Raw genomic sequence first — 24,171 nt, forward strand, 5'->3', positions numbered from 1 at the left:
CTGCCCCCCGACAGGCCGATTAGCCAGCCTTGTTGAGCAGAACGTCGAAGTAGCCTTCGACCTTGCCCTTCGACGTGCCCTTTTCATCGCGCTGGTCATAGACCTGCGTGATCTTGGCATAGGTGAGGCTGCCGCTTTCGTCGGTCATGCTCGCGGCCGAGAAGTTGTAGTTGTTGATCACCACATTCTCGAGCTCGTACTTGAGGAAGTCGATCTTCTTGTCGTCGCCGACGTTCGACTGGAACGAGATCACGCCCTTGGGGATGACCTTGCCCGAAGCGCAGGCCTTGAACAGCGCGACCGAAGTCTTGTCGACTTCCTTCGAGAAGGCGATGTCGCCCATATTGGCCTGACCCTTCGAAACGGTCTTCGAAGCGTTGTTGTACGACGAGGAGTTGAAGGCCGAGAAGCTGCAGCTGCTCAGCTTGATTTCGTTGGTGTGACCGTCATCGGTCGATTCGCCCTCGATCCCGTCGAGTTTCAGAAAGATCGAAACTTCCATGTTATTTCTCCATCGCTTGGAACTGCATCACGCCATTCAAATTACTTGCCCTGCGGCAACTGCGACACCATGCTGACGCTCACATCCATGCCTTCCAACTGGTGGTGGGGCACAAACAGGAAGCGGCTCTTGTAATAGCCCGGATTCTCGGGATCCGGTTCGACAGTGACTTCGGCACGCTTCAGCGGCAAACGCGCCTTGGTATCTTCGCCCGCTGAATCCGGGTCCGCTGTAACATACTGGTGCACCCAGTCGCTCAGATCCGCCTGAAGCTGCGGGCCTTCGCGGGTGCCCCCCACCCAGTCACGCACCATGCACTTGAGATAGTGTGCGAAACGGCAGCTGGCGAACAGATAGGGCAAACGCGCAGCCAGCCGCGCATTGGCGGTGGCGTTGGGATCGTCGTATTTGGCCGGCTTGTGCACGGTCTGCGATCCGATGAAGGTCGCATCGGTGGTGCCCTTGCGGTGGATCAGCGGGATCAGGCCAAGATCGGACAGCTCGGCCTCGCGGCGATCGGAAATCGCCACTTCGGTCGGGCACTTCTGGTCGACACCGCCATCATCGGTCGGGAAGGTCGCCATCGGCAGATCCTTCACCGTGCCGCCGGATTCAACCCCGCGGATGCGCGTGCACCAGCCATATTCGCGGAAGGCCGCGTTGATCCGCACCGCCAGCGCATAGGCCGAATTGACCCACAGGTGCTTGTCATGCTGGCCGTCGGTGACTTCGTCGAACACGAACTCCTCGATCGGATTGTCCTTCATCGAGTAGGTCGCACGGCCAAGGATGCGCGGCATCGTGAGCGCGAGATACTTGCTGTCGTCCGAGCTGCGGAAGGCATTCCAGGCAGCATGTTCGGTGGTGTCGAAGCGGTTGGCCAGATCGCGCGGATCGGACACCTCGGTCCAGTTGTCCATGCCCAGCAGGTTCGAATCCGCCGCCGCGATCATCGGTGCGTGCGAGGCTGCGCCGATGCGGGCGAGGCCCTTCATCACGTTGAGGTCCTTCGACGAATGGTCGAAATACATGTCGCAGACAAAGGCGCCGAAAGGCGTGCCGCCAAGCTGGCCGAATTCGGATTCGTAGACCTTCTTGAACAGCGGGCTCTGGTCCCAGGCATTGCCGCGATACTGCTTGAACATCGCCGAGAGTTCGGACTGGCTGATGTTCATAACCCGGATCTTGAGATCCTGTCCGGTCTCGCTGCCCGACACCAGATAATCGAGCCCGCGCCAGGCCGATTCCAGCGCCTGAAGTTCGGGGTGATGCAGGATCGCGTTCATCTGCTTCGAAAGCTTGCGGTCGATTTCCGCCACCATCGCATCGATGGTCGAGAACACATCGTCGCCCATCTTGACCGCGCCCGACAGCGCCTGCTGGGCGAGTGTCTTGACCGCGGCTTCGATCTGGGTGCGCTTCTCGTCAGAACGCGGCTTGAAATCGCGCTGGATCAGCTCGGCGAAATCATCAACCGAGATCGCTTCCGCGACCTGTGCCTGATCCAGTTTCGATGGATCCGATGCCATCATGTCCTCCGTTACGAACTCAAAAAACAAGCGCCCGAAGGCGCTTGCGAAGAAAGGGTTTATTCGCCGGCTTCCGGAGCGGCGGAGTCTGCGGCCTGAGCCGCGCTGAGCGCCTTGAGCAGGTTCTCATCCTGCATCACCTTTTCCAGCAGCTCGGTGGCGTTCTGCTTGCCGTCCATGGCGATCAGCAGATCGTTGAGCTGGCGGCGCGCTTCGAGCAGCTTGGCCAGCGCCGGCACGTTTTCGGCAATCTTGCCCGGATCGAAATCGTCCATCTTCTTGAACGTCAGGTCGATGCCGATCTTGCCTTCGCCTTCGATCTCGTTGTCGACGAGGAAGGCCGCGCGCGGCGCAATCGCGGCCATGCGCTTGTCGAAATTGTCGACATCGAATTCAACGAAATCGCGATCCTTGAGATCTTTCTTGGCGACTTCGCTCTTCCCCGAAAGGTCGGAGATGACGCCCATCACGAACGGCAGCTCCACCGATTTGCGGGCGCCGTAGGTTTCCACATCATAAGAGATGTGCACCCGCGGCGAACGGTTGCGGCTGATAAACTTCTGTCCGGAATCCGACATTACATTCCCCCCTTGATCGGCCCTGGAACTGTTCCAGCAAAAGCGATTACGACTCGCCCAGCCGACCGTTGAAAGACTTGATCAACCATGATCATTCCACATCGCGACGCTCAAGCAAAACACTTTTCACTTCGTCGAGACTGCGCGGCGCAATGTCTTCAAGGATTTCCATGAAGTCCTTGCCCACCCAGCTGCGCAGCCGCCCCATGGCGAGGCGCATCGGGTGGCCGGGTTCTGCGCGGGTGTAGTATTGCTCGATCGCGGTCAGCGCCTTGAGCACATCGTCGCGCGACTTCACCGCACCGCCGAAAGCAGCGCCGCCGCCGGTGGAAACTTCGGCATCGGCCGCCGCATCTTCGGCACCCGGCTCTTCGTCTTCCGCCTCGGGCTCGGCGAGGCCGGCGAGCGCGAGATAGGCTTCCTCGACCATGCCCAGCGTATCGCGCAGCGTGCCGAAGTCGGGACGGCCGCTGACGTTCTTTTCGCGCAGCACCGCTTCGATCCGGTTGATCGCATCGCGCATCGAGGCCAGCTGCGTGGCCACCGCCGCCTTGCCCTCGTCATCGAGCTGGTCGAGCGTGCCGCGCACCATCGGGAAATCATTCGACGATGCCCCGTTTTCGTGCACGTCGAGCAGTTGCTCGCCCTTGAGACTGCCGCGATTGCCGAGCACCAGCGGCATGCCGAGGAACGGCATCGCAAAGGCACCGCGCCGCGCCAGATCCTCGAACAGCGGACCGCGCAGGCGCCCGCCCGGATCATCCACCACCGGATGGACCGTGTCCCAGTGCTCTTCCAGCAGGCGTGCCGCGAATTGCAGGCCCTGATCGACAATGTCAGGATCGCCGCGCACGATGCCGCAGCGGGCATAGCTGACCGCGAGGTAGAGATCCTTGGTCTGGCCGCACAGCGTCTCGATATTGTCGAACAGTTCCGACCAGTTGGCAGGTGCCGCGCGCTTCTCGCCCTCGGCGAGGGTCGTCATGCCGGTGTCGATCGGGAAATCGTCATCGAACGCTGCACGCAGCGTATCGAACTCCAGACTTTCGTCCAGATCCTCGCCGCATGGCAGCTCGTCGGAAACGGGCGCCAGCAATTCTTCGATAGTCTTCACGCTCGTTGCCCCCCAATCGAGCCGGTCGGTTATTCGATAACGACCGCCTCGACCCGGCGATTGATCCCGTTGGTGGCTTCGTAGCCATCGATCGGCTGGGTGCTGCCGAAGCCTTGCGCTTCGAGCATTTCAGCCGGGATCCCGCGATCAAGCAGCGCCTGCCGCACCGCCGCGGCGCGATCGGCCGAAAGCTTGTTGTTCACTTCGTCATCGCCGGTGGCATCGGTGTGACCGGCGATCCGCACCTTCTTCACCTTGCCCGCAGCACTGCTTTGACGGAACGCTTCGGCAACTGCATTGATTTCCTTGACCGCCGCAGGCTCAAGCTCGGCGGAGCCCAGACGGAAGGTCACAAACAGGTTGGCGCGCTTCGCGACAGCTTCAGCCACTTCGACCGCACCCGCCGACGAACCGCGGCGACCGACGACCGGAGCCTTCATCTCGCTGCGGGCCACACGGGCCACTTCGCGATTGGGGCGGGAGGCGACCGGAGCCGAGGCCGTCACACCGCTCTTGCCGGACTTTTTGAGCGCCTGAAGCGTCTTGAAATCGGGGAACGGCGTCGCAGGCCGAGTCGCATTGCCGGCACGGACCCCCACAACGACCTGCGCATCAGGATCGAGCGCCGCATCTTCAATGACAGGCTCCCCGCAATCACCGGTGAGTTGGCACACCAGTTCCGCCACACGCGCAGGATCCAGTTCCTGCTCGGCCGAAGTCGAGGCCTGGGCGGCGAACGGCGTGGCGATCATGGCCACCGCAGCAATCATCGGAAAACGGGTCTTCATGATTCGACTCCAGATCGAATTGCCCTGCAATTGCAGGCGTGAAACAATAGTGCGACCAGATACGACCAGAACGAATTAGACGTTTGTCTTTTGCTAGGCTTGCGGTAACACTTCGCCCGACGAGTTACAAGCCGAACGAGAGCGGTCCGTCCCAATTGGGGGCATCCATCCATGGGAAGATGGCCGACAGCGGAACCGGGTGGCACCGCATGGTGAACAGAGGTGTGGGGGGCTTTTCGCGATGACATCGGAATACCGCGAAATCAGGCTGGCGGTGGACCTTGGCGGCGAACAGGTGGAGTATGTCTCCCTCTCCGCGCGCGAGGAGTTGTCGAGCCCGTTCGAGGTCGAATTGCAGATCGTCGCGACGCTGGGCGAGATCGATCTGGCCCCGCATATCGGCGAACCGGTCAGCATCACCGTTTTCGAGGAACAGGAGGTCGTCCGCCATTTCAACGGCTTGCTGGTTGAAGGCGCGCACCTGACCGAAGATGGCGACGGGTTCCATTACAACCTCTCGCTGCGCCCCTTCACCCATTTCATGGCGAGCAAGCGCGGCTTTGCGATCTTCCAGGAAAAGACCGTCATCGACATCATCAAGGATGTCTTTGCGTCAGCCGGAATCACCGATTACGAACTGCGGGTCAGCGAAAGCTACGAGCCGTTCGAATATTGCGTGCAATACGCCGAAAGCGATTTCCACTTCCTCTCGCGCCTGATGGAGCAGGAGGGGCTGTATTATTTCTTCGAGCATTCCGAACAGAAGCACCTGATGGTGATCTGCGACAAGGCGAGCACCCACAAGCCGGGCAAGCACCCGATTCTCGCCTTCAATGCCGCCGCCGGCAGCGCGCAGGCCTATCATGTCGCGGCCGAACTGGGCGGCCACCACGCACTCAACAGCTGGGCCGAGCGAGTCGCGAGCAGCGGGCACGAGCAGGTCGCGCTGCGCGATTACGACTTCAAGAAGCCGGTCGATCCGGTCGATGGCAAGGCGATGGACGAAGCCCAGCATCCCAAGGACGCGCAGGAGCATTACGACTACCCCGGCCAGTTCATCACCGCGGCCCGCGCCAACCGGCTGAGCAAGGTCAGGCTGGAGGAATTCCGCGCCCGCCGCCGCACCTTCATCGGTCGCACCAGCGCCAAGAGCCTGTGCGCCGGTGCGACGATCAAGGTTTCCAACCATCCGGTCGGGCGCTTCAACGACGAATATCTGGTGATCGCCACGCAGCATTCGCTGCGCGCGCAGAGTTATCATTCGGGCACGGGAACGACCGCCGAAGACGATGTGAGCTTCCTCGCGATCCCTGCCAAGACCCAGTTCCGCGCCGTGCGCCGCACCGAAAAGCCGCGGGTTGTCGGGGTCGAGTCGGCGATCGTCACCGGGCCTTCGGGCGAGACGATCTACACCGACGAATATGGCCGCGTGAAAGTGCGCTTCCACTGGGACCGCGCCCGCACGCCGGACGAGAAATCGACCTGCTGGATCCGCGTCTCGCAGACCGGCGGGCTGGGGAACATCATCCTGCCGCGGGTCGGCCACGAGGTGCTGGTCGATTTCCTGCACGGCGATCCCGATCAGCCGGTGGTGATTGGCCGCGTGTTCAACGCCGAACACATGCCGATCTACCCCCTGCCCGGCAACAAGACCCGCGCCGTGTGGCGCACGCTGACCTATGGCGAGCAGAAGGCCTATACCCAGGCCGAGAAGCTCGACACGGGCGAGCCCAAGGCCAACGAGATCCGGTTCGAGGACAAGGGCGGCAAGGAAGAACTGTTCATCCATGCCGAGCGCGACATGAACATTCGCGTGCGCTACGACACCAGCACCCATATCGGCCACAACGAGGAGCTGAAGGTCGGTTACGACCGCCAGCGCTACGTCAAGAATGACGAAAAGGTCACGATCGACGGCAACCGCAAATACACGCTCAAGAAGAACGAAACCAACACCATCACCGATGGCAACCGCAAGACCACGATCAGCAAGGGCAATGACGAGCTGACCATCAGCCAGGGCAACCTCACCATCAAGACCAGCATGGGCAAGGTCACGATCGAGGCGATGCAGTCGATCGAACTGAAGGTGGGGCAGACGGTGCTGAAACTCACGCCGACGCAGGCGTCGATCACGTCGCTGATGGTCAACGTCAAGGGCAACGCCATGACCGAGGTTTCCGCAGGCGGGATTTTGACCGAGAAGGGTGCGCTGATTAAGATCAACTGACGGGCACGCCTGATCGAATCTCCAGCGCCTTGAAGGAACAGCGCCGCACGCCATGACTGACTGGACCATCGTCTTCTGGAGCTCTGCCCGGCAGATTGCCGAGGAAGCCAAACTGCCGCCCGCGCTGTGGCCGGCCGAAGATGTCGCGCCCGATGGCTATTTCCGCGAATTGCGCAAGCAGGGCGAGATCATGCCCGCGATTGCCTATGTCGCCGCGGCCCTGCCCAAGCTGGAAGCGATCGACTGGGCGCTGGCAAGCCTGCCCGCGCTCGATCCTGCCGATCCCGATTACGCGGCGCGGATGCTGCTGCGCGACACCATCCAGCGCTGGCTGGGCGAGCCCGACGACGAGAACCGCCGCAGCGTGGAACGGCTGGTGGAGCAGTCCGACCGCGAATGGCCCGAAAGCCTGATCGGGCTGGCGGTGTTCTTTTCCGGCGGGTCGATCGCGCCCGAAGACACCCCGCCCGTTCCGGCCGAACCGGGGCTGATGGGCCAGCTGGTGGCAGGCGCGGTGCAATCGGTGGTCGCCACCGGCGCGGCGCAGGGCCCGGGCTTTGCCGGACGCATTCTCGACCTTGCCGACAAGCTGGCAACCAGCGGACGCGCGGCCGCCCTGACGACATGACCCTCACACTCAAGATCATCAATGGCGCAGGCGTGGAGCACGGCGCCAACCCCGAACTGGTGCTCAACAACCGGGGCGCCAATCTCGGCCGCTCGCTGACCTGCGAATGGGTGCTGCCCGACGAATCGCGCTCGGTTTCGGGCAAGCATTGCGTGATCGAGTTCCGCAACGGCGCCTATTATCTGGTCGATTACGGCAGCACCAACGGAACCTTCGTGGGCCAGTCCGACCAGCGGCTGGAAGGCGCGCACCGGATCGCGCCGGGTGACCGGGTGCGCATCGGGCCCTATGTGATCGAAGCGCGGTTGAGCGGCGGGGCCTTGCAGCAGCATCAGGCCGAACAGGAACAATCCGCCGCCGCGGCGCGAGGGCCGGCGTGGCAGGATTGGGACGATGTGCCCGGCGGGCGCTCCGCCGCTCCGCCGCCGCCTCCCGCAACGCCCGGTTTTGCGGCGGACGGCGGCTGGGACATTCCCGGCACGGCTGCGCCCGAACGCAATTCGGTGTGGTCGGAAGATGTCGCCCGCGCCTCCTCCGCCCCCAGTGCCGACGACATCTTCAGCGACTTCACCGCCAAGAACGAGATCGACTGGAACAATGCCTCGTGGTCGGTCGATCCGGCCTTCGATCCCTTTGCAGTCGATGACAGCGAGCCATCGGGTTTTGCCCCCTTGCCGGGGGGCAGCAGCGCGCCCGCGCCTGCGCCGCCGCCCGCGGGCATTGGCGGCAGCAGCGGGGCTTTCGATCCCTTGCCCGGCGGATTTGACAGCACTCCGGCAAGCGGCGGCGGATTTGCGCCGCTGTCGGACGATCCTTTCGCCACTCCGCCCCCGCCGGTGCCTCCCTCCTCGCTGTCACCCCCGCCCCCGTCCGCCTTTCCTTCGGGTGGCGGCGATCCTTTCGCGCCGCTCGATCCCTCCGCACCGCCGGCCTCGGCATGGCCCGAAACCGCCGATCAGGCGACGGTCGGGCCATGGGGACCGGGAGGCGCCGCGCCGACACCATCCGGACTGCCCGCCCAGCCTCCGGCGCCGCCGCTCGCTCCTGCTCCCACCCCGGCAGCGACAGTGCCGCCGGTGCGCGTGCGCCCCTCGCCGGTGCCGCACCCGACCACGGTCGACAATGATCCTGTCATGCCGCCGCCGCCCGTCCGCCACGATGCGGTGTTCGGCGCGCTGCTGGGCGAGCTTGGCGTGCATTCGAGCCAGGTCAAACTCACGCCCGAGGAAGCCGCTGCCAAAACCGGACGGATGCTGCGCCACCTGCTGGCGGGCCTGATGATCCTGCTCGAAGCCCGCGCCCGCGCCAAGGAAGAGATGGGGGCGGCGGGCACAGCGCTCGGCTTTGATGGCAACAACCCGCTCAAGTTTGCGCGCAATGTCGATCAGGCCCTGCAGATGATGCTGAATCCCAGCCTGCGCGGCTATATGGAGGCAGAAGACGCGATCGAGGAAGCCTATCGCGATCTGCAAGCCCACCAGATCGCCACGCTGAAAGCGATGCAGGGCGCGCTGCGCGAGACGCTGAACCGCTTTTCGCCCACCGCGATCAAGGCCCGCACCAAGGAACAGGGCCTCTTGTCGAAGGTGCTGCCCGGCCAGCGCGAGGCGGCCTTGTGGAAGGCCTACGAAGCGCAGTTCAGCGGGGTGGCCGAAGGATCGGCAGAGGCCTTCCTCGAAGTCTTCTCGCGCGAATTCCGCAAGGCCTACGACGAGGCAAACCAGCGCCCTCGCCGCTGACCGGCGGCATCAGCCGGGCTGCTTGTCCTCGGCGCGGACCCACATCGCGTCTGCGGCCCAGCCCTTGGTCCTGACACCATCACGGAAACGCTGCGGCCAACTTGCATCGAAAGTGCCGATGCTGTCGGGCAAAGGGGTCGGGCTGGTGATGACTATAAAACCAAGGTCATTCTGCTTCTCGTTGCCCATCGGATAGGGATAGAACATGGAGTAACCATCGGCTGTGGTGTTGCCATTCATATCCTTCAGCAGCGTGTTTAGCACAGAGCGATTAGGCACCAGGATACCGACCGGAAATCCCCCGAACACCCCAACCAGCGCGACATCATCGCCCGGTTTCAACCCAACGATGTCTATCGGCACTTTTGCGTGCAAGGTTTCCTCATAAGCAGCACTAAACGGCTCAAGTCTGGCCTCATAGGTCAGCTGCGGCGTCTTGACAGTCACCCCCTTGCCGCGGCCTTCGCGCAAGGCATCTATGAAGGCACAATCATCCTTCGAAAAGCGCACGAGGTTGCCGAAATCGAGCGAGGGCGCGCTGGCTCCGGCTGCTGCGAGCGCCTGCGCCAGCGCGGTCTGGGCCTCTGCCGGAACCGCCGCCGCGCCGGTGAACTTGACGCTGCCGCCGTCGGCACCGGCCAGCGTCAGCCACGAGCAGGGGATAGCATTGGCCGTCCGCTCGGCCAGTGCGGCAAATTCGGGGGAGCCGGGCGCAATCGCGGCAGGCGCGGCGCTTCCCGCTTCCGCCATGTCCGGTGCGGGAGCGAGGGGCGGTTCGTCACCGCCGAGGCTGACCGCGATCACGGTGCCCACCAGCGCCAGCAGCACCGCCACCCCGCCGCCGATCATCAGCGGCAGGCGGTTGTTGCCAAGGCCTGCGGGCAGCATTCCGGCGAGCTTGTCCGCCAGCCCCGGCCCGCCGGCGGGCTTGGGCGAGAGCCGGGTCGTCTCGGCCTGCGCACCAGCGGCACCCGCCGCCACGGGGCGCGGCGCAGCCGGGTTGAGACCGGTATCGGTCAGCATCAGGTTGAACGCTGCCATCGATTGCGGGCGGCGCGCCGGATCGGGTTGCAGCGCGGCTTCGAACGCGGGGCGGAACTGCGGCGGAATGTCCGACAGGTCGGGCACCGTCATGCGTTTGCGCACCGCATCGGCGAGCGATCCGCCCATGTCCGAATGCTTCCCCGCCAGCACCGCCCGCAGCGTCAGCGCGAGGCTGTAGAGGTCTGACCACGGGCCGACATTGCGGCCATATTCGCCCAGCTGTTCGGGCGCGACATAGCGCAGCTTGCCCGCAAACCCGTCACCCACGATCGTGCCCGACTGTTCGCGCGCGTCCTTGGCAATGCCGAAATCGATGATCTTGGGCCGCGCCGGATCGTCATTCGCCAGCAGGATATTGTCGGGCGCGATATCGCGGTGGATCGCGCCCAGCGTATGCGCCGTGCCGAGGCCCGCGGCGAGCTTCTGCGCGATCGCCAGAAACTCGGCATCGGACAGCTTGAGCTTGCCCAGCCGCGCCTCAAGGCTCGGCCCGTCGATGAATTCCGTGACGATATAAGGCCGCCCCAGACTGTCGCGCGCGGCGAGGCGGTATTGCACGATCGCCTCGTGGTGCAGCCGCGTCAGGGTCGCCGCTTCCTTGGCGAACATCGCGGCAACCAGTTCGTCCTGCGCCAGATGCTGGAGCATGACCTTCACCGCCACCTTTTCGGTCGGCTGATGGACGTTGACCGCTTCATACACCTCGCCCATCCCGCCGCGCGCGATGAAGCGGGTGATGCGGTAGATGCCGTTCAGCACCTCGCCATTGGCGATCTGCTGGCCGGTATCGCCCGCAGGTGGCGGCGGTGCGGGCGGTGGCGGCGGCGCGGCGGCAGGCGCCGGAGCCGAAGCCGGGGTCGGTGTGCCCTTGGGCTGATAGACCGTGCGGTCTTCGTCTTCGGGGGGCAGGCTCATGTCAGAAGGCACCGATTTCGATCACGATCGCCGTGACATTGTCCGGCGCACCCTTGGCATAGGCGCGTTCGATCAGCGCGTCGACCGCTGCCTGCGGATGTTCGGCCTGCAACAGGTCGCGGATCTCGCCGTCGGACACAGGCCCGCTCAGGCCATCGCTGCATAGCAGGAAGCGGTCGCCCGGTTCGATCTCGTCCTTGATGATGTCGACCTGCACATCCGCCGCCACGCCCAGCGCCCGCGTCAGCACGTGCGACATCGGGTGGCCGATGGCGTCGGCCTCGGTCAGGATGCCTTCGTCGATCAGATCCTGCACATGGGTGTGATCGACCGTCAGCTGGAACAGCCCGCCGCGCCGCATGATATAGGCGCGGCTGTCCCCCACCCAGCCTGCGGCAAATTCGCGCCCGCGCATGATCAGGCCTACTGCGGTCGTGCCCATCGTGCCGCCGCCATTGGCCTCGGCTGCGGCACCAATGGCGCTGTTGACCTGATGGATGGTGCCCGCGAAGACTTCGATCGCGGCGTCGAAATCCTCAGGCAGATGCGCTTCGGCAAAGGCGTGGGCGGCCATGCGCGATGCTGTCGCGCCGTTCTGGTGCCCGCCCATCCCGTCAAACACCACCCACAGGCCGGTATCGTCATCCAGCAGCATCGAATCCTCGTTCTGCTGGCGCACAAGGCCGGTTTCGCTGCGGCCGGCTGACCTGAAGGGGATCATCGTCACGCGAAACATCCTTCCACTGAACGCCAGGCACCGACGCTGTCGGGCACGGGGAGAAGCGGGTCGGCCCCTTCGGGCAGAAACCAGCGCGGGGTGCGGGCAGATGGCACCGCGCCGGCATCAAGCGCTGCGAGGGCTGCGCGCAGATCATCGGCGCTGCGGCTATCGGCGACCGCATCGACCATCGCATCATAGACGGCCTGCGTCGGCCGGTCAGGCGCGGTGACAACCAGCAGCGGGAACAGCCGCCCGACCCGGTCCATGCTCGGCATCAGCACGGCGGTGGCGCGGGGCCCTTCGAACAGCCAGGGCGCGGCGGCTTCATAGTCGCTTTCGAAACTGTCCCCGCAGGCTGCCCGTGCGGCGGCGAGCCATTCCGCCAGCCAGAGATCGATCGTCTCGCGCACATCGCCGGGCATGCCGCGGGCGATGAAGTCACCATGGCCCGGCAGCTTGCCGAAGATCGCCGGGTGATCCAGCATCACGCGGGTCAGAGCATCTGCGGGCATTTGACCGACCACAGCCCGCCGAGGCTGAAAGGGTTGCGATCTTCGGGAAAGGCAATGCGGAACACCGCCCGCCCGGGGCCGGGATTGAACACAGCCTCGACCTCGCCTTCGGACAGATTGCGGATGCGGGCGCGTTCCAGCAGCCGGAACAGCGACCACGGCCCGTTCTCGGGCCGGCGCCAGAGCACCTGATCGGACGGATCGATCCCGTCGATCCCGCCATTGCCGATGATCTTGAGTTCGGAGGATTGTACCATCCCGCCGCCCACCTGCCAGGTCAGATCATGTTCCTGGTTGGCGTCGAGATCGAATTTCAGCGGGATGCCGCCGGTGGTCAGTTCGACCCGCCCGGCCTCGCGCCCCAGCTGCGTGAGGGTGATGCGCAGCGGCAGGCCTTCACCGATGGTCAGCGTCAGGGCGCTGGCTTTCTGCATGTTGCCGGGCGTGATCGGGTTGAAACTGGCGACCACCGGATCGCCGCTGGCCCAGCGCCAGTAATCGCCGCTGCGATCGAGATAGGGGTCGAGCCGGGTCTGCACGAACAGCGGCACCAGCCCGCCGGGGCCAAAGGCGGCGCGCACCTTGCTGACATCGGCATCGGTGGCCGAGGCCTTTTCGAAGGGGAAAGCGCCGCTCACCGCCCCTTCGCAGGCGGGCAGCACCTGCTGGGTGTAGGCGAGCGTGGTTTCGCCTTGCAGCACGCCCACCTGCGCCGATCCGCCGCCGCTGGCGACTTCGCCCGCGAACTTCTGGATCATCTCGGGCGCCTGGGTGGCGACGGTGTCCAGTTCGCCCTTGATCTGGGCCAGCCGGTCGGCGCTGCTGGTGACCGATCCCGGCGCACCCGATGCCCGCACCTGAGAGAAGGTCTGCCGCACCGCATCGATGAAGGCCGCGACCCCGCCCGGCGCTTCGGGCGTCCCGGTCCAGGCGTTGAGATCGGCAAAGGCCATGCTGATCTCGGCATCGGCCGACATCGCCCCGCCCCCGCCCGGCCCGATGATCTTGCTGGCGGTGTTGACGAAGCGGTTCTGCTTGGCCTTCTTGCCCGCCAGATCGGCCGCCCGCCCCATCGCGCTGCCTTGCGAGAAATCGGTGTTGGCGCGCACTTCCAGCAGCACCGTGCGCAGCGGCGAGGGGTCTTTGGTCAGGGCGCGGAAGGCCTGCGGATCGTTGAAATAATCCGCCGCTTCCAGCGCATCGACCACGCCCTTCCAATAGGCGATGTATTCCTGCGCATAGATCGTCGAAATGCCCTGCCGCAGCGTGCCGAGCTCGCTCTGGGTGCTGACCGTGTTCTTGCCCAGCACCCATTGTTCGCGCTTGAGATCGGCCTGCACGGTTTCGCGCGCGACGGCGTAGGCCTTTTCAAAGCCTTCGCGCCGGAACAGGTAGGGCACCCGCATCGCCAGCACCTTGTCGGGGTTGGCAAAGGCCGCCGCATCGCCGGGTTGCAGCACTTCGGCCATCACCCAGTCCTTGGAAGGATCGGCGGCCTTTTCGCGCATGATCGCAAAGGCGCGCTGCGACAGCGACATGCTCGACACGGCCTGCCGCGAGGTCGCGACCAGTTGCGCATCGAGCGGTGCGCGCCCGCCCGCCCAGGCGACCGACAGGTTGGGGTCTTTCGCCAGCGCATCGAGGTGCAGGATCAGCCGTTCGCGCACCTGCGCCATTTCGGTGCCGGGATAGACCTCGCTCGCCCAGTCCTTGGCCACCTGTCGCTTGATCGTTTCGGGGTCGATCACGCCTTCGGGCGCCCCGCCGCCGAGCATCAGATAGACCTTGAGCGGTTCGTAGAGCGCGAGCGGATCGGCCAGTTCGGCGCGCATCTTGTCTTCCAGCCGCAGCATGATCCGCGGCAGCAGGATACGGCGCAGGCCGTTGTGATAGGCCTCGGCATTGCGCTGGGCGAGGCCGCTCTGGAACAGGCCGAAGCGCCGCATCAGCGATGGCCCGCCTTCGGCCTGCGCCTGATAGCCTTCGGGCAGATCGCGCAAGGCATCGAGCAGCGGCAACACCTGTTCGAGCGTCGCATCGCTGTTCCCGATCCGCACCAGATCGATCCGGCTGGCGTCGAGTTCCTGCCCCAGCGCGGCTGACGCGGCGAGCGTATCGCTCTGGAACGACCGGTTGCCGATGAAGCTGACCGTCCACAGCAGCACCGCCAGCACCACAGCCGCGGCCAGCGCGATGCTGGTCGCCATGATCTGCGACTTGCGCTTGCGTTCCAGCGCGGGGTCGGAAACCGGCAGGCCCGCTTCCTTGAACACCACATCCTGCAACAGGCGGTTGAGGAAGAACGCCTTGCCATCGCGCGGGCCGCCTGCCGCAGCGCCGAGATCGCCATAGGTCTTGCTGACGCCCTGCAGGATGCGGTCGATGGCGCTGCCATCCTGCGTGCCCGAGGTGAGATAGAACCCGCGCAGCCGCCCGCTGGGGCGATCTTCGTTGAGGAACGCGCCTTCGATCAGGCGGTAGAGCGCCGGACGCAGCGCGTGGAGCTGCCCCGGAAAGCCGAGGATCAGCCCCCTCCGGCGGATGTCCTTTTCTTCCTCCAGCCGCTTGGGCTGGCGCGCGGCGACATCATTGGTGACATCGTCGAAGGCGGCGGTGACATCCTCCGCCGACAGCCGCGGGCCTTTCCAGTCGAAGGTGTGGCCGATCACCGCCCGGCGGCCATCGACATCCAGATCGCCGAAATATTCGGTCATCCCGGCCAGCAGGTCGGCCTTGGTGATCAGCAGATAGACCGGCAGTTCGACCTGCAGCGTCTCGCGGATTTCGCGCAGGCGGCGACGGATGATCGCGGCGTGATTATCGATCACCCGCACATCGCCGACCTGCAGATCATCCGCCGGGATCGCCACCAGAATGCCGTTCACCGGCTCGAACGGGCGGTGCTTGCGCAGCAGTTCGAGCAGGCGCTTCCATCCCGCATTATCGACCGCGCTGTCCGAATCCTGCGTGGTGTAACGGCCTGCCGTATCCACCAGCACCGCTTCTTCGGCGAACAGGAAGTCGAGATTGCGCGTGCCCCCGCTGCCCGCCAGCGTCTGGTCGGCCAGCGGGAAGCGCAGGCCCGAATTGAGCAACGCCGTGGTCTTGCCCGCGCCCGGAGGGCCGATGATCACATACCACGGCTGGGCATTGAGGTATCCGCGCTTGTTGCCGCTCGCCTCGCGCAGTTGCTTCAGCGCGGCGGCCATGCGCCCCTGCACCGCGCCTGCTTCCTCGGCACTGGCATCAGGCCCGGCGAGTTCGGCGGCGAGCGCGGCCTCGGCCTTCTTGGCGGCGCGGCGGCGCAGCAGGAACCATGTCAGCCACACCGCCAGCAACAGCCCGGCGATGGTAAGCTTCACCCATAGCGGCTTCATCGCATCGACAAACAGCGGCAGGCCGACACACAGCAGCAGCGCCAGCAGCACGATGGTGCCGATCGAAACCGTCCACCAGCTTGTCAGGAACTTCTTCATTACCCCTCGCCCCCGCGGTGCTGATTATTGGCCAAGCTCGACGACGAATTCGACGCGGCGGTTCTGCGCCTTGCCCTCTGCCGTCGCGTTGGAGGCGATCGGCACGGTATCACCAAGTCCCACTACGGTAATCCGGCCCGGATCGGTCAACTGGCCGCGCACGATCTGCGCCACCGTTTCCGCCCGCGCCTTTGACAGGGCGAGGTTGTCGGCAAACTCGATGGTCGGGCTGATCTTGTCGGAATCGGCATGACCCTCGACCGTGACCGGGCCTTTCTCAAGCTGGATCGCCTTGCCGATCTTCTCGAAGATCGCGGCGCGGCCCGCCACCAGTTCGGCAGCCGCCGGTTCGAACAGGGTGCCCACAGTGGTGCGCACGCGGTTGCCCTGCACCACCACCAGCCCTTGCGCGATTTCATCGGCGAGGAAGGTCTTGAGGCGCTGTTCGGTGCCGGTCGGCGGCAGTTCGAGCACCTGTGCTTCGCGTGCCAGCGCAATCGGCTCGCCCGGAAACAGGCTCGCCACCCGTTCATGCGCGTCCTGCCCGGTCAGCATCAGGGTGACGAAGAACACGAGGTAGACGAGGAAGCACAGCCCTGCCGCAGCGGCGGCGGCAAAGCCGATGATGCTCCAGAAATTGTTGGGCTTGCGCGGCGCGGCCTCGCCCCGCCAGTGGTTGACGATCTCGCTCTGCGACAGGCTGCGCACGTGATCGAGCGCGCCGATCAGGCTCGCCATCACCTGCGCCTTCTTGCTGTGGCCATCGGCCATGGCGCGGGTGCGGCCTTCGAACCCGGCGGCAAGGCAGGCGTGGAACAGTTCGATCAGATCGCGGTTGCGCGCCGGATCGCGCAGCACCTCGTTGACGAAATCCCAGAAGCGGTCACCGGCGATATTCTCGCGGAAGAAGGTCACCACCATGTTGCGCTGCGCCCATTGCGCGCCGCCGCCGCTCATGCCGGGCAGGTTCTGGGCGATATCGTCGATCGTGGCGCACAGGGCATATTTGGCGCGCTGTTTCACCCCGTCGGGATAGGCGGCCTGGATCGCAGCATCGAAGGCGCTGATCGCGTCCTTGGCGCGGGTGTGGAATTCGCCCATCGACACCTGCCAGCGCCCCGATTGCAACGCGGCGGCCATCGCCAGCACCGGGGCGGCGTGGGCCATGATGATGTTGCGATCGCGGCGCGGCTGAGGTGGCTGCGGCACGGAATCGCTGAAATGCTGCTGCGCCAGCACCGCCCCTCCGGGGGCTGCCGCCCCGCCTGCCGGAGCGGTCGCGGCGAAGGGATCGCCGCCCAGCGGGCTGAAGCTGCCGCCAGCCCCCGAAGGCGCGGGCGCAGCCGGCCGGGCATCGCCCCAGTCGTCCATCCCCGTAAATCCGCCCGCAGGCGGCGGCGTGGCCGGTGTCGCAGGATTGGTATCGCCCCCGCCGCGTTTCAGCGGCGAGGGCCTGAACACGGTCTTGTTGCGATCGTCGCTGCTCATTTTTTCTGCTTAACCGCCCACAGCTCGAGTTTGAGTTCGGGCCAGTCGTCGGAGACGAACAGACCCAGCGCCGCTGCGTCGTGAACCTCGGGCCAGTCCGGGGATCCGCGATCGAGTTCGAAATAGACAAAGCCGGGCAGCACGTGCAGCTGGCTCGGCGGGGTGGTGGTGTGGCGCAGCTGGATGCCCGGCAGGGCCGATGCCACCAGCGTCGGCATCTTGGTGTTGGGGCCGATCTTGCACACTGCGGGGAAACGCTTGCGGATATCCTCCATCGCCTTGGTCTTGTCCGACACAGCGAGGTAGATGTAGCTCTGGCGCAGCAGCGTGCGGTTCTTGATCACGTGCATGTACTGCCCCGGCCCGCGCGCCACCAGCGGCAGCGGCTCGACCGAGCGTTCGAACCCGGCCGACAGCAGCAGTTGCAGCAGATCGATCAGCGGATCGAAGCAGCCTTGCAGGTTTTCGTGATCATACAGCGGCAGTTCGGGCGGGCGGCGTTCCTTGCGGGTCAGCGTGGAGATTTCCCCCGCCATGGCCCGCAGGTTCTCGAACACCCGTTCGGGATGGATCGCCGGCATATGCGCCAGATGGCCGAGGATCGCGGTCCAGCGGTTCAGCGCCTGAAGCAGCAGGAACGCCTTGTAGGTATCCTGCCCGCCCTCGGTCGTTTCGGCAGCGCGCAGGGCCAGTTCGGCCACCATCTGGTCAGCCCGCCCGATCAGATCCGACAGCGCGGCGCGCAGGCGGCAGGCCTTGAGATCAAGCGTCGGTGCGATGTAGCGATCATCGAACACCAGCTTCTTGCCCGCGACCTCGCGAATCCGCGCCACGCCCAGCAGCAGGCGGCCCTCGGTCTCGTCAGGCGTGACGCCATAGCGCAGGTTGGCGATGCCGAGCTCGATCTCCTCGCTGGTGCGTTCGGTCGAGAAATTGTCGCTGATGGTCTGTTCGGCCACCAGGAACCGCGCGTCGAGCGACCCGCTTTCCTTGTCCATGAACTCCACCGCGCCCGACACCCGCGGCGGAAGGGTGAGATAGATCACCGCATCGCGGGTCTGCGGGCTCACCGCGAGCGGTTGCGGCGCGGGCATATCGGCAGGGATGGCAAACGGCGTGCCATCGGGCATGATCCCGCGCGCCTTGCGGATCGCGAACTGGCCGAGCTCTGCCAACGCGTGATCAATCTCGAGCTCGACCACACCCCACGAAAACGGCAGCGCCCAGTCATGGCGTGCGGCAACGAAGCTTTCGACAAAGCGATCCTGCGCCTGAAAGTGCTGCGGACGCAGGAACATGCCTTCCCGCCACGCAACACGATTTCGATCGCTCATGCCTTGCCCCCCCATTCGTCAACAGTTAAGCATAGGACGCGGGCCAGATAAAGCACGGCGTTTACGCCCGTTAGCGATTTCGACGGGCTGACCCGTGGTGGGTCAGGCATTTGCCGGGATTGTGGAAGCAGCGGCGATGGAACCAGAATCCACCAGTTTCAATCCGCGCACCTGGGTCACCCAGACCCCGCTTGCCGATTCGCCGCCCGAACAGCCCCCGGCCGAACCTGCCAGCGGCAAGCGCCCGGCCATCCTGTGGCTGGGCGGCGGTGCGGCCGGCATTGCCGCGATTGCAGCCATCGGCCTGCTGGTGCCGTGGGGCGCGATGTTCGGCAAGCCCGCTGCCGAGGCCCGCGAAAGCGCGCCGGTCGCCGCCGCAGCCGCCGTGCCTGCCGCCCCGCGTTACGACACCCGCATCTTCCCCGCTGCCGACATGAACGAACTTGGCATCAGCCTTGAGGAAATGGGGATTGAAACCGGCGATGCCTTCTTCGCCGCGCAGGAAGTGATCGCCGCGCTCGGCACGGTCGAACCCATGACAGTCACCGTGGAGCTTGACGGCAAGGGCGCAAAACCCGCCATCCACTCGCTCACCGCCGAGCTGGAAAACGGCGCCGCCATCCGCCTGACCCGCACCGGCGACGGGGGCTTCAAGCGCGAGAACGTGGTCGAAACCGCCGAGGTGCGGGTGGTGAAGAAAAGCGGCACGGTAAAGCACAACATCTTCTACCTCTCGGCGGTCGATGCAGGCATCCCGGACAGTCTGGTAAGCGATTTCACCAAGGCCTTCGCCTTCGATATCGACTGGGGCAACATCAGGCCCGGCGACCGCTTCAGCGCGACGTGGGAGGAAAACGTCACGCGGGCCGGACGCAAGGTGGAGGCCCCGCGGCTGCTCGCGGTCGAATATGAAACCGGCGGGGTCACGCACAGCTTCTACGCCTTCATCCCGCCGGGCGAGACCGAGCCGCGCTGGTTCGACGCGAACGGTCAGGGCAACGCCCGCGCGCTGATGGTGACGCCGGTCGATGGCGCGCGCATCACGTCACGCTTCGGGGTGCGCAAGCATCCGATCTACAATATCGAGAAGAAACATAACGGGGTCGATTTCGCCGCGCCGACGGGCACCCCGATCTATGCTGCGGGTAAAGGCACGATCATCCACCGCGCCATGAGCGGCGGGGCTGGCAACTTCATCAAGATCGACCACGGCGAAGGGCTGGAAACGCGCTACATGCACCTCGACCAGTTTGCTGACGGGCAGGCGGTTGGCTCGGAAGTCATTCAGGGGCAGGTGATCGGCTATGTCGGCACCACTGGCGGATCAACCGGCCCGCACCTGCACTTCGAAATCCGCACCGATGGCGATTACGTTGATCCCCTGAGCTTCGAGAACACCGTGTCCGAAGCGCTCGGCGGGGAGGCGCTGCGGATGTATCTGGCAGAGCGCAAGAACACCAGCGCCGAGGTTGCGGCGGTGTCCGGTCCGAAGAAACCGGCGGCTAAGCCGAAACCTGCGGCGCGGCCTGCGAAACCTTGAGGCCATTTTCCCACCAGTAACGGCGGCGGCCTTCGGGGCCGAGGTCGATGATCACCGCCTCAATGCCCTGAAAGAACGGGCCGATCTCCTCGGGCGTGGCGTTGTCGGCGAAGGTCACGAACACCCGCGGGTCCCAGAACCGGAACAGCACCACATCGCCCAGCGGCAGGCGCGCCGTGGTGAACTTGCGCAGGTGACGCCGCAGCGACCGCAGGCTGAGCGGTGAACGGCAGGCCATGCCCCAGAACCGCCCGCTTTCGTGCCGCCGCCACAATTCGGGCAGCTGCTCGCCCGGGGTCATGCGCACCAGATGGGGCAGAGCCGCCAGCGTTTCCTGATCATAGTCGGATTCGTAAAGGCAGGCATGCTGGCTTGAGGCGGCAATCACCGGATAGAGCCGCGGATCGGCGGCCCCGTCAACGATCGCAAACCATTCCGACAAGCGCGCTAGGCCTTGCAGATGCGGCAGAACGGCTTGGCCGCCTTGTGCGCCCCGATCATCGCCTTGGCTTGAAGATTGGGGGCGGAGAAGGGCACCGGCACCGCCATGCCCATGCCGCCGCCAGCCCCGCCGCCGCCGGAATTGGCCGAATCCCCGATCAGCACCGTCGGCGCGCCGCTGACGATCACACCGCCATGCGCGGTGTTGTCACCCAGCCGCGCCGCGGGCAGGCTGCCCACCAGCACCGTGGCCGAGCCCTTCACGATCACATCGGGCGGGCCGACGCACACGCACATGTCCGATACCCGCGCCTGCGGCATCATGCAGGTCAGCACATTGGGCTGCCCCTTGACCACCGGTCCGCCGACATGCGGCACCGGCCCCGGATTGACCATCGGGCAGGTGTGCATATCGGTGATGCGGGCAGCAGGTGGCATTGCCGGATGCGTCTCCCTATCGCGCGGCCACCGTCTTGTTGGCGCCGCCGAGGATCGTGTTGTCAGTGTCGCCGACCACGAAGAAGCTGGCCCAGAAGAACGGGTGCGAGGTCTGCGGGATGCCGATCAGGGTATTCTGCGCCTCGTTAAGCGATTCGGAAATCGTCTTTTCGCGTCCGGCGGCGTAGAACTCGGCCATCAGCAGGCTGGTGGCGTCGTTGTTGGCCGCTTCCCAGTAGGTCGCCATCACCGAACGGCTGCCCGCTGCGATGAAGGCGCGCACCAGACCATCGAGCGTGGTGCCCGGCTGGGCCTCGCCCACACGCACCTGCGTGCCTTCGCTGGTCAGCGAGGCGGTATCGCAGGCCGACAGCACGACGAGATTGGCGTCGAGCCGCAGGCTGGCGATTTCGTCATAGCTCAGCAGCAGATCGGACTCCGGGCCGCCGAACGAGGTCAGCAGAGCCGCAGGCGCGCCGCTGCAATCGAACTGGCCTTCGGTCAGGCCGTGGGTGGCGAAGTGGAGCACCTTGTAATCCATCAGGCCCATCTGCCCCGGCCCGCCGATCCGCACCATTTCGGTGTCCGAAAAGCCCGCGCCGCTCACCAGCGTCGGCTGGCCGTTGAGGCCCAGCGCTTCGGCGGCGAGGAAGATTTCGTCGGCAGGGATCGGAGCGAAGCGGTTGGCAAAGGCCGAGACGGCCGACGAATCGACCAGACACGGCCCGATCCGGAACTTGCCGCCCGTCCCGATCGGCTGCTGGCCGATGGCTTGGGGCGCGGCAAATCCGATCAGCGCCTTGTTTGCCCGCGAAGGCGTAAACTCGCGCGAGGCGATGAAGCTGCGCGGCGACATGGCAACCGATGTCGGCATCTGTTTGGCGAGGAAGGCGACCTCGCTGTAATCGTGCCGCGCCTTGCGCTTGCCCTTGGCCGCAGGAGCCGGACGGTCGGTGACCAGCAGGCCCGCGGGCAAGCCGGCGAGCACTGCGCCGCCATCGAACACCAGCTCGGTCTTGGCGCGCAGATTGCCGTCGATATCGGCGAACAGCGCCTGATAGAGCGCGGTTGCCGTGCCGACCGAGAAATCGGGCAGCACCTGATCATCGCCCACTTCCGCAGTGCGGCGCAGGGCCTTGGCCAGGCCGACCACATCATCCGCGCCCAGCTTGGGCCGGATCGGCGTGGCGCTGTCGCGGTCGATCAGAATGCCGAACACGCGATCGTTCATCACGGTGAGGCGGACATAGCCCTCACCCGGCTTCAGCTTGGCCTGCAACGCCGCCAGATCGGCGGGACGATCCGACACCTGCGCAAGGCGGGCGTTGGCGGCCAGCTCGGCTTCGATATCGCTCAGCGCCGCCTGCGTGCGGGCACGATCGGCCTCCAGCTTGTCCACCGGCTGGCCGAGGTTGCGGGCATCGACAATGCCGGTCTCGAGGCTGGCGAGCCGCTGGCGCAGATCAAGCCGCTCGCGCTGCTTTCCGGCAATCGCCGGATCTTCGCCGACGATCGCCTGAAGCTGGCTGAGCTGGCGCGCCGCGCTGCTTTCACCGGAAACCTGAAGCGCATCGAAGTAACGGCGCGCTGCCACCTTGTCGCCATTGGCCATGCGCAAGGCGAGACTGTCGAGGAAGGGGTTGAGCAGGCCCGAGGACACCCCCGGACTGCCCTCGCGGGCGGACCGCAGCGCATCGAGCGCGGCGACATAGGCCGCCTCGATCTCGGCAGCGGGGCGCCCGGCGCGGCTGATGATCGATGCACGTTCGAGCCGCAGTTCGGCCACCGCCGGATCGTCCGACACGCCGAAGCTTGCCTGCGAGGTGCCGACCAGCAGTGCGATTGCCCGGTCAAACGAGGCGATCGCGCCGTTGTAGTCGCGGTTTTCTGCCTGGATGCGGCCGCGCTGGCGCACCAGCCGCGCATTCAGCCAGTACAGGCCTTCCTGATCGACCCGCTGCCCTTCAAGCGAGCGGATCAGCCCTTCAAGCTCGTTCTGCGCCAGCGTGATCGCCCGCAGCGCGGCCGCCCTGTCGCCCAATGACAATTCGGCCACGCTCAGCGCCCAGTTGCCCTGGATGCCGATCACGGTCTCACGCGCCAGTTCGAGATTGGGCAGCGCGATCGAGGAACGGATGTCGGTGTTGTCGGTCACCACAGTGTTGAGCTGCACCAGCGTCGCCGGGTCGTTCAGGCCCTGCGCCCGTGCGTTGCTGCGATTGGCGAGCGGCGCGAGGATCTTGCGCGCATCGGCGAATTCGCGCTGGTTGAGCGCATGCAGCCCGCGATAGGTTTCCAGCTTGGGCCGCAGGGCGCGCTGTTCGGCGATGGCGAGTTCGCGGATCAGCATATCGGCCGCCGCGAAATTGGTGTTGGCGCTGGTGAACAGGCGGATGTTGGAATCCGCCAGCCCTGCCTCAAGCAGCAGCTGCGCCCGCACCGATGCCGGTGTGCCGGCGGGCAGGCGGTTCAATTCGTTACGCAGAAAGCGCGAAGCATCGACGCTGAGGCCGCGGAAATTGAGTTCGGTCGCGCGGGCGAGCAGCGTGTCGGCGGTTTCCCGCGGGCCGCCGGCGCCCTGCGCTTCGGCAAGGCTGGCCGGAAGCGGCGCAAGACGCGCCAGATCAACCGGCGTGCGGGCCGAGGTTACCGAACCGTCTCCCGCTTGGCCGGTCAGCAGCAAGGCCGCCTGATAGCCTGCCCCCACAGCATTGCTCGCCGCCGAAATCTGTACCGCGGAACTGCCGCGGTCGGCATCGATCACCACCGTGGCAAAGCCCAGCGCGGGGTCGAAACAGCGCCGTGCGGTGGCGCGATCAAACCCGGCGAGCGTCACATCGCTCGGCGCGCCGCATTTGAGATCGCCGCTCGCCGCAGTGCGGGCCGCGTCAGAGGCGAACAGGCGCACCCGCGCCAGTGCATCGGTTACCGCGCCGGTGCAATTGACCGAATAGACATCGGCGTTCTTCACGAAATCGCGGAGCGCCGGATCGGTCCAGTTGGCGGTGGCGGTGCAGCGGTCACCCGCCGCATTGTCGCCCAGCGCCAGCGTGCCCGCCGGGCCGGATCCCGGCACGGTCGCGCAAGCCGACAGCACAAGGGTAAGCGCCGCGCCGCCGAGGATGTTTCGGGTCAGCCGTAGTCCTGACATGAT

18 protein-coding genes are annotated in these 24,171 nt (G+C 65.5%); 4 read left to right on the forward strand and 14 right to left on the reverse strand.

The annotated features are described in order from the left end of the window. Positions 1 to 19: 19 nt before the first annotated feature. The 5 genes from ACU0AG_RS02800 to ACU0AG_RS02820 form a co-directional block, all read right to left on the reverse strand. A complete protein-coding gene (locus ACU0AG_RS02800; protein WP_482780735.1) occupies positions 20 to 502 on the reverse strand; it encodes an Hcp family type VI secretion system effector in 483 nt (160 codons plus the stop codon). Positions 503 to 543: 41 nt separating this feature from the next. Beyond that, positions 544 to 2,031 (reverse strand): type VI secretion system contractile sheath large subunit, encoded by a 1,488-nt coding sequence (tssC, locus tag ACU0AG_RS02805; RefSeq protein ID WP_482780736.1) that lies wholly within the window; start codon positions 2,029 to 2,031, stop codon positions 544 to 546. A 59-nt stretch (positions 2,032 to 2,090) separates the two neighbouring features. After that, positions 2,091 to 2,609: a type VI secretion system contractile sheath small subunit gene (gene tssB, locus ACU0AG_RS02810; protein ID WP_482780737.1), complete on the reverse strand. Its 519-nt coding sequence runs from the start codon at positions 2,607 to 2,609 to the stop codon at positions 2,091 to 2,093. A 91-nt stretch (positions 2,610 to 2,700) separates the two neighbouring features. Further along, a complete protein-coding gene (locus tag ACU0AG_RS02815) occupies positions 2,701 to 3,723 on the reverse strand; it encodes a type VI secretion system protein TssA (protein WP_482780738.1) in 1,023 nt (340 codons plus the stop codon). 29 nt (positions 3,724 to 3,752) lie between these two features. Continuing rightward, on the reverse strand, positions 3,753 to 4,511 hold the full coding sequence (locus ACU0AG_RS02820; protein ID WP_482780739.1) for an OmpA family protein: 759 nt from the start codon (positions 4,509 to 4,511) through the stop codon (positions 3,753 to 3,755). 241 nt (positions 4,512 to 4,752) lie between these two features. Here ACU0AG_RS02820 and ACU0AG_RS02825 point away from each other — a divergent pair, with 241 nt between their 5' ends. From ACU0AG_RS02825 to tagH, 3 genes are read left to right on the forward strand one after another with little or no spacing between them, the layout of a single operon-like run. Further along, positions 4,753 to 6,741 (forward strand): type VI secretion system Vgr family protein, encoded by a 1,989-nt coding sequence (locus ACU0AG_RS02825; protein ID WP_482780740.1) that lies wholly within the window; start codon positions 4,753 to 4,755, stop codon positions 6,739 to 6,741. Positions 6,742 to 6,793: 52 nt separating this feature from the next. Beyond that, positions 6,794 to 7,369 carry a DUF6931 family protein gene (locus ACU0AG_RS02830; protein WP_482780741.1) on the forward strand — a complete coding sequence of 192 codons (576 nt, stop codon included), beginning with the start codon at positions 6,794 to 6,796 and terminating at the stop codon, positions 7,367 to 7,369. Further along, a complete protein-coding gene (gene tagH / locus ACU0AG_RS02835; protein ID WP_482780742.1) occupies positions 7,366 to 9,108 on the forward strand; it encodes a type VI secretion system-associated FHA domain protein TagH in 1,743 nt (580 codons plus the stop codon). Before ACU0AG_RS02830 ends, tagH begins: the two co-directional genes overlap by 4 nt. A gap of 9 nt (positions 9,109 to 9,117) precedes the next feature. Here tagH and ACU0AG_RS02840 read toward each other — a convergent pair whose 3' ends face one another. Genes ACU0AG_RS02840 through tssK form a run of 6 tightly spaced genes read right to left on the reverse strand, consistent with a single transcriptional unit; the run spans position 9,118 to position 18,613 of the window. Next, on the reverse strand, positions 9,118 to 11,067 hold the full coding sequence (locus ACU0AG_RS02840; protein WP_482780743.1) for a serine/threonine-protein kinase: 1,950 nt from the start codon (positions 11,065 to 11,067) through the stop codon (positions 9,118 to 9,120). A gap of 1 nt (position 11,068) precedes the next feature. Next, positions 11,069 to 11,788: a PP2C family protein-serine/threonine phosphatase gene (locus ACU0AG_RS02845; RefSeq protein ID WP_482780789.1), complete on the reverse strand. Its 720-nt coding sequence runs from the start codon at positions 11,786 to 11,788 to the stop codon at positions 11,069 to 11,071. A 2-nt stretch (positions 11,789 to 11,790) separates the two neighbouring features. After that, entirely contained in the window at positions 11,791 to 12,300 is a 510-nt protein-coding gene (gene tagF / locus ACU0AG_RS02850) for a type VI secretion system-associated protein TagF (RefSeq protein ID WP_482780744.1), read from the reverse strand. Beyond that, positions 12,282 to 15,776 (reverse strand): type VI secretion system membrane subunit TssM, encoded by a 3,495-nt coding sequence (gene tssM, locus ACU0AG_RS02855; protein WP_482780745.1) that lies wholly within the window; start codon positions 15,774 to 15,776, stop codon positions 12,282 to 12,284. The genes tagF and tssM overlap by 19 nt, the downstream gene beginning before the upstream one ends. Before the next feature lie 24 nt (positions 15,777 to 15,800). Next, positions 15,801 to 17,264 (reverse strand): type IVB secretion system protein IcmH/DotU, encoded by a 1,464-nt coding sequence (gene icmH, locus ACU0AG_RS02860; RefSeq protein WP_482780746.1) that lies wholly within the window; start codon positions 17,262 to 17,264, stop codon positions 15,801 to 15,803. Then, a complete protein-coding gene (gene tssK, locus ACU0AG_RS02865) occupies positions 17,261 to 18,613 on the reverse strand; it encodes a type VI secretion system baseplate subunit TssK (RefSeq protein WP_482780747.1) in 1,353 nt (450 codons plus the stop codon). The genes icmH and tssK overlap by 4 nt, the downstream gene beginning before the upstream one ends. 121 nt (positions 18,614 to 18,734) lie before the next feature. Here tssK and ACU0AG_RS02870 point away from each other — a divergent pair, with 121 nt between their 5' ends. Further along, positions 18,735 to 20,138: a peptidoglycan DD-metalloendopeptidase family protein gene (locus tag ACU0AG_RS02870; RefSeq protein WP_482780748.1), complete on the forward strand. Its 1,404-nt coding sequence runs from the start codon at positions 18,735 to 18,737 to the stop codon at positions 20,136 to 20,138. Here ACU0AG_RS02870 and ACU0AG_RS02875 read toward each other — a convergent pair. From ACU0AG_RS02875 to ACU0AG_RS02885, 3 genes are read right to left on the reverse strand one after another with little or no spacing between them, the layout of a single operon-like run. Continuing rightward, complete coding sequence (locus ACU0AG_RS02875; RefSeq protein ID WP_482780749.1) at positions 20,101 to 20,580, reverse strand: DUF4123 domain-containing protein; 480 nt, start codon at positions 20,578 to 20,580, stop codon at positions 20,101 to 20,103. The two genes, ACU0AG_RS02870 and ACU0AG_RS02875, sit on opposite strands and share 38 nt — an antisense overlap. Before the next feature lie 5 nt (positions 20,581 to 20,585). Next, on the reverse strand, positions 20,586 to 21,017 hold the full coding sequence (locus tag ACU0AG_RS02880; RefSeq protein ID WP_482780750.1) for a PAAR domain-containing protein: 432 nt from the start codon (positions 21,015 to 21,017) through the stop codon (positions 20,586 to 20,588). Positions 21,018 to 21,033: 16 nt separating this feature from the next. Then, positions 21,034 to 24,168 (reverse strand): CHAT domain-containing protein, encoded by a 3,135-nt coding sequence (locus ACU0AG_RS02885; RefSeq protein ID WP_482780751.1) that lies wholly within the window; start codon positions 24,166 to 24,168, stop codon positions 21,034 to 21,036. Positions 24,169 to 24,171 lie beyond the last annotated feature (3 nt).

The sequence above is a fragment of the Erythrobacter sp. RANMB8 genome (assembly GCF_056848235.1).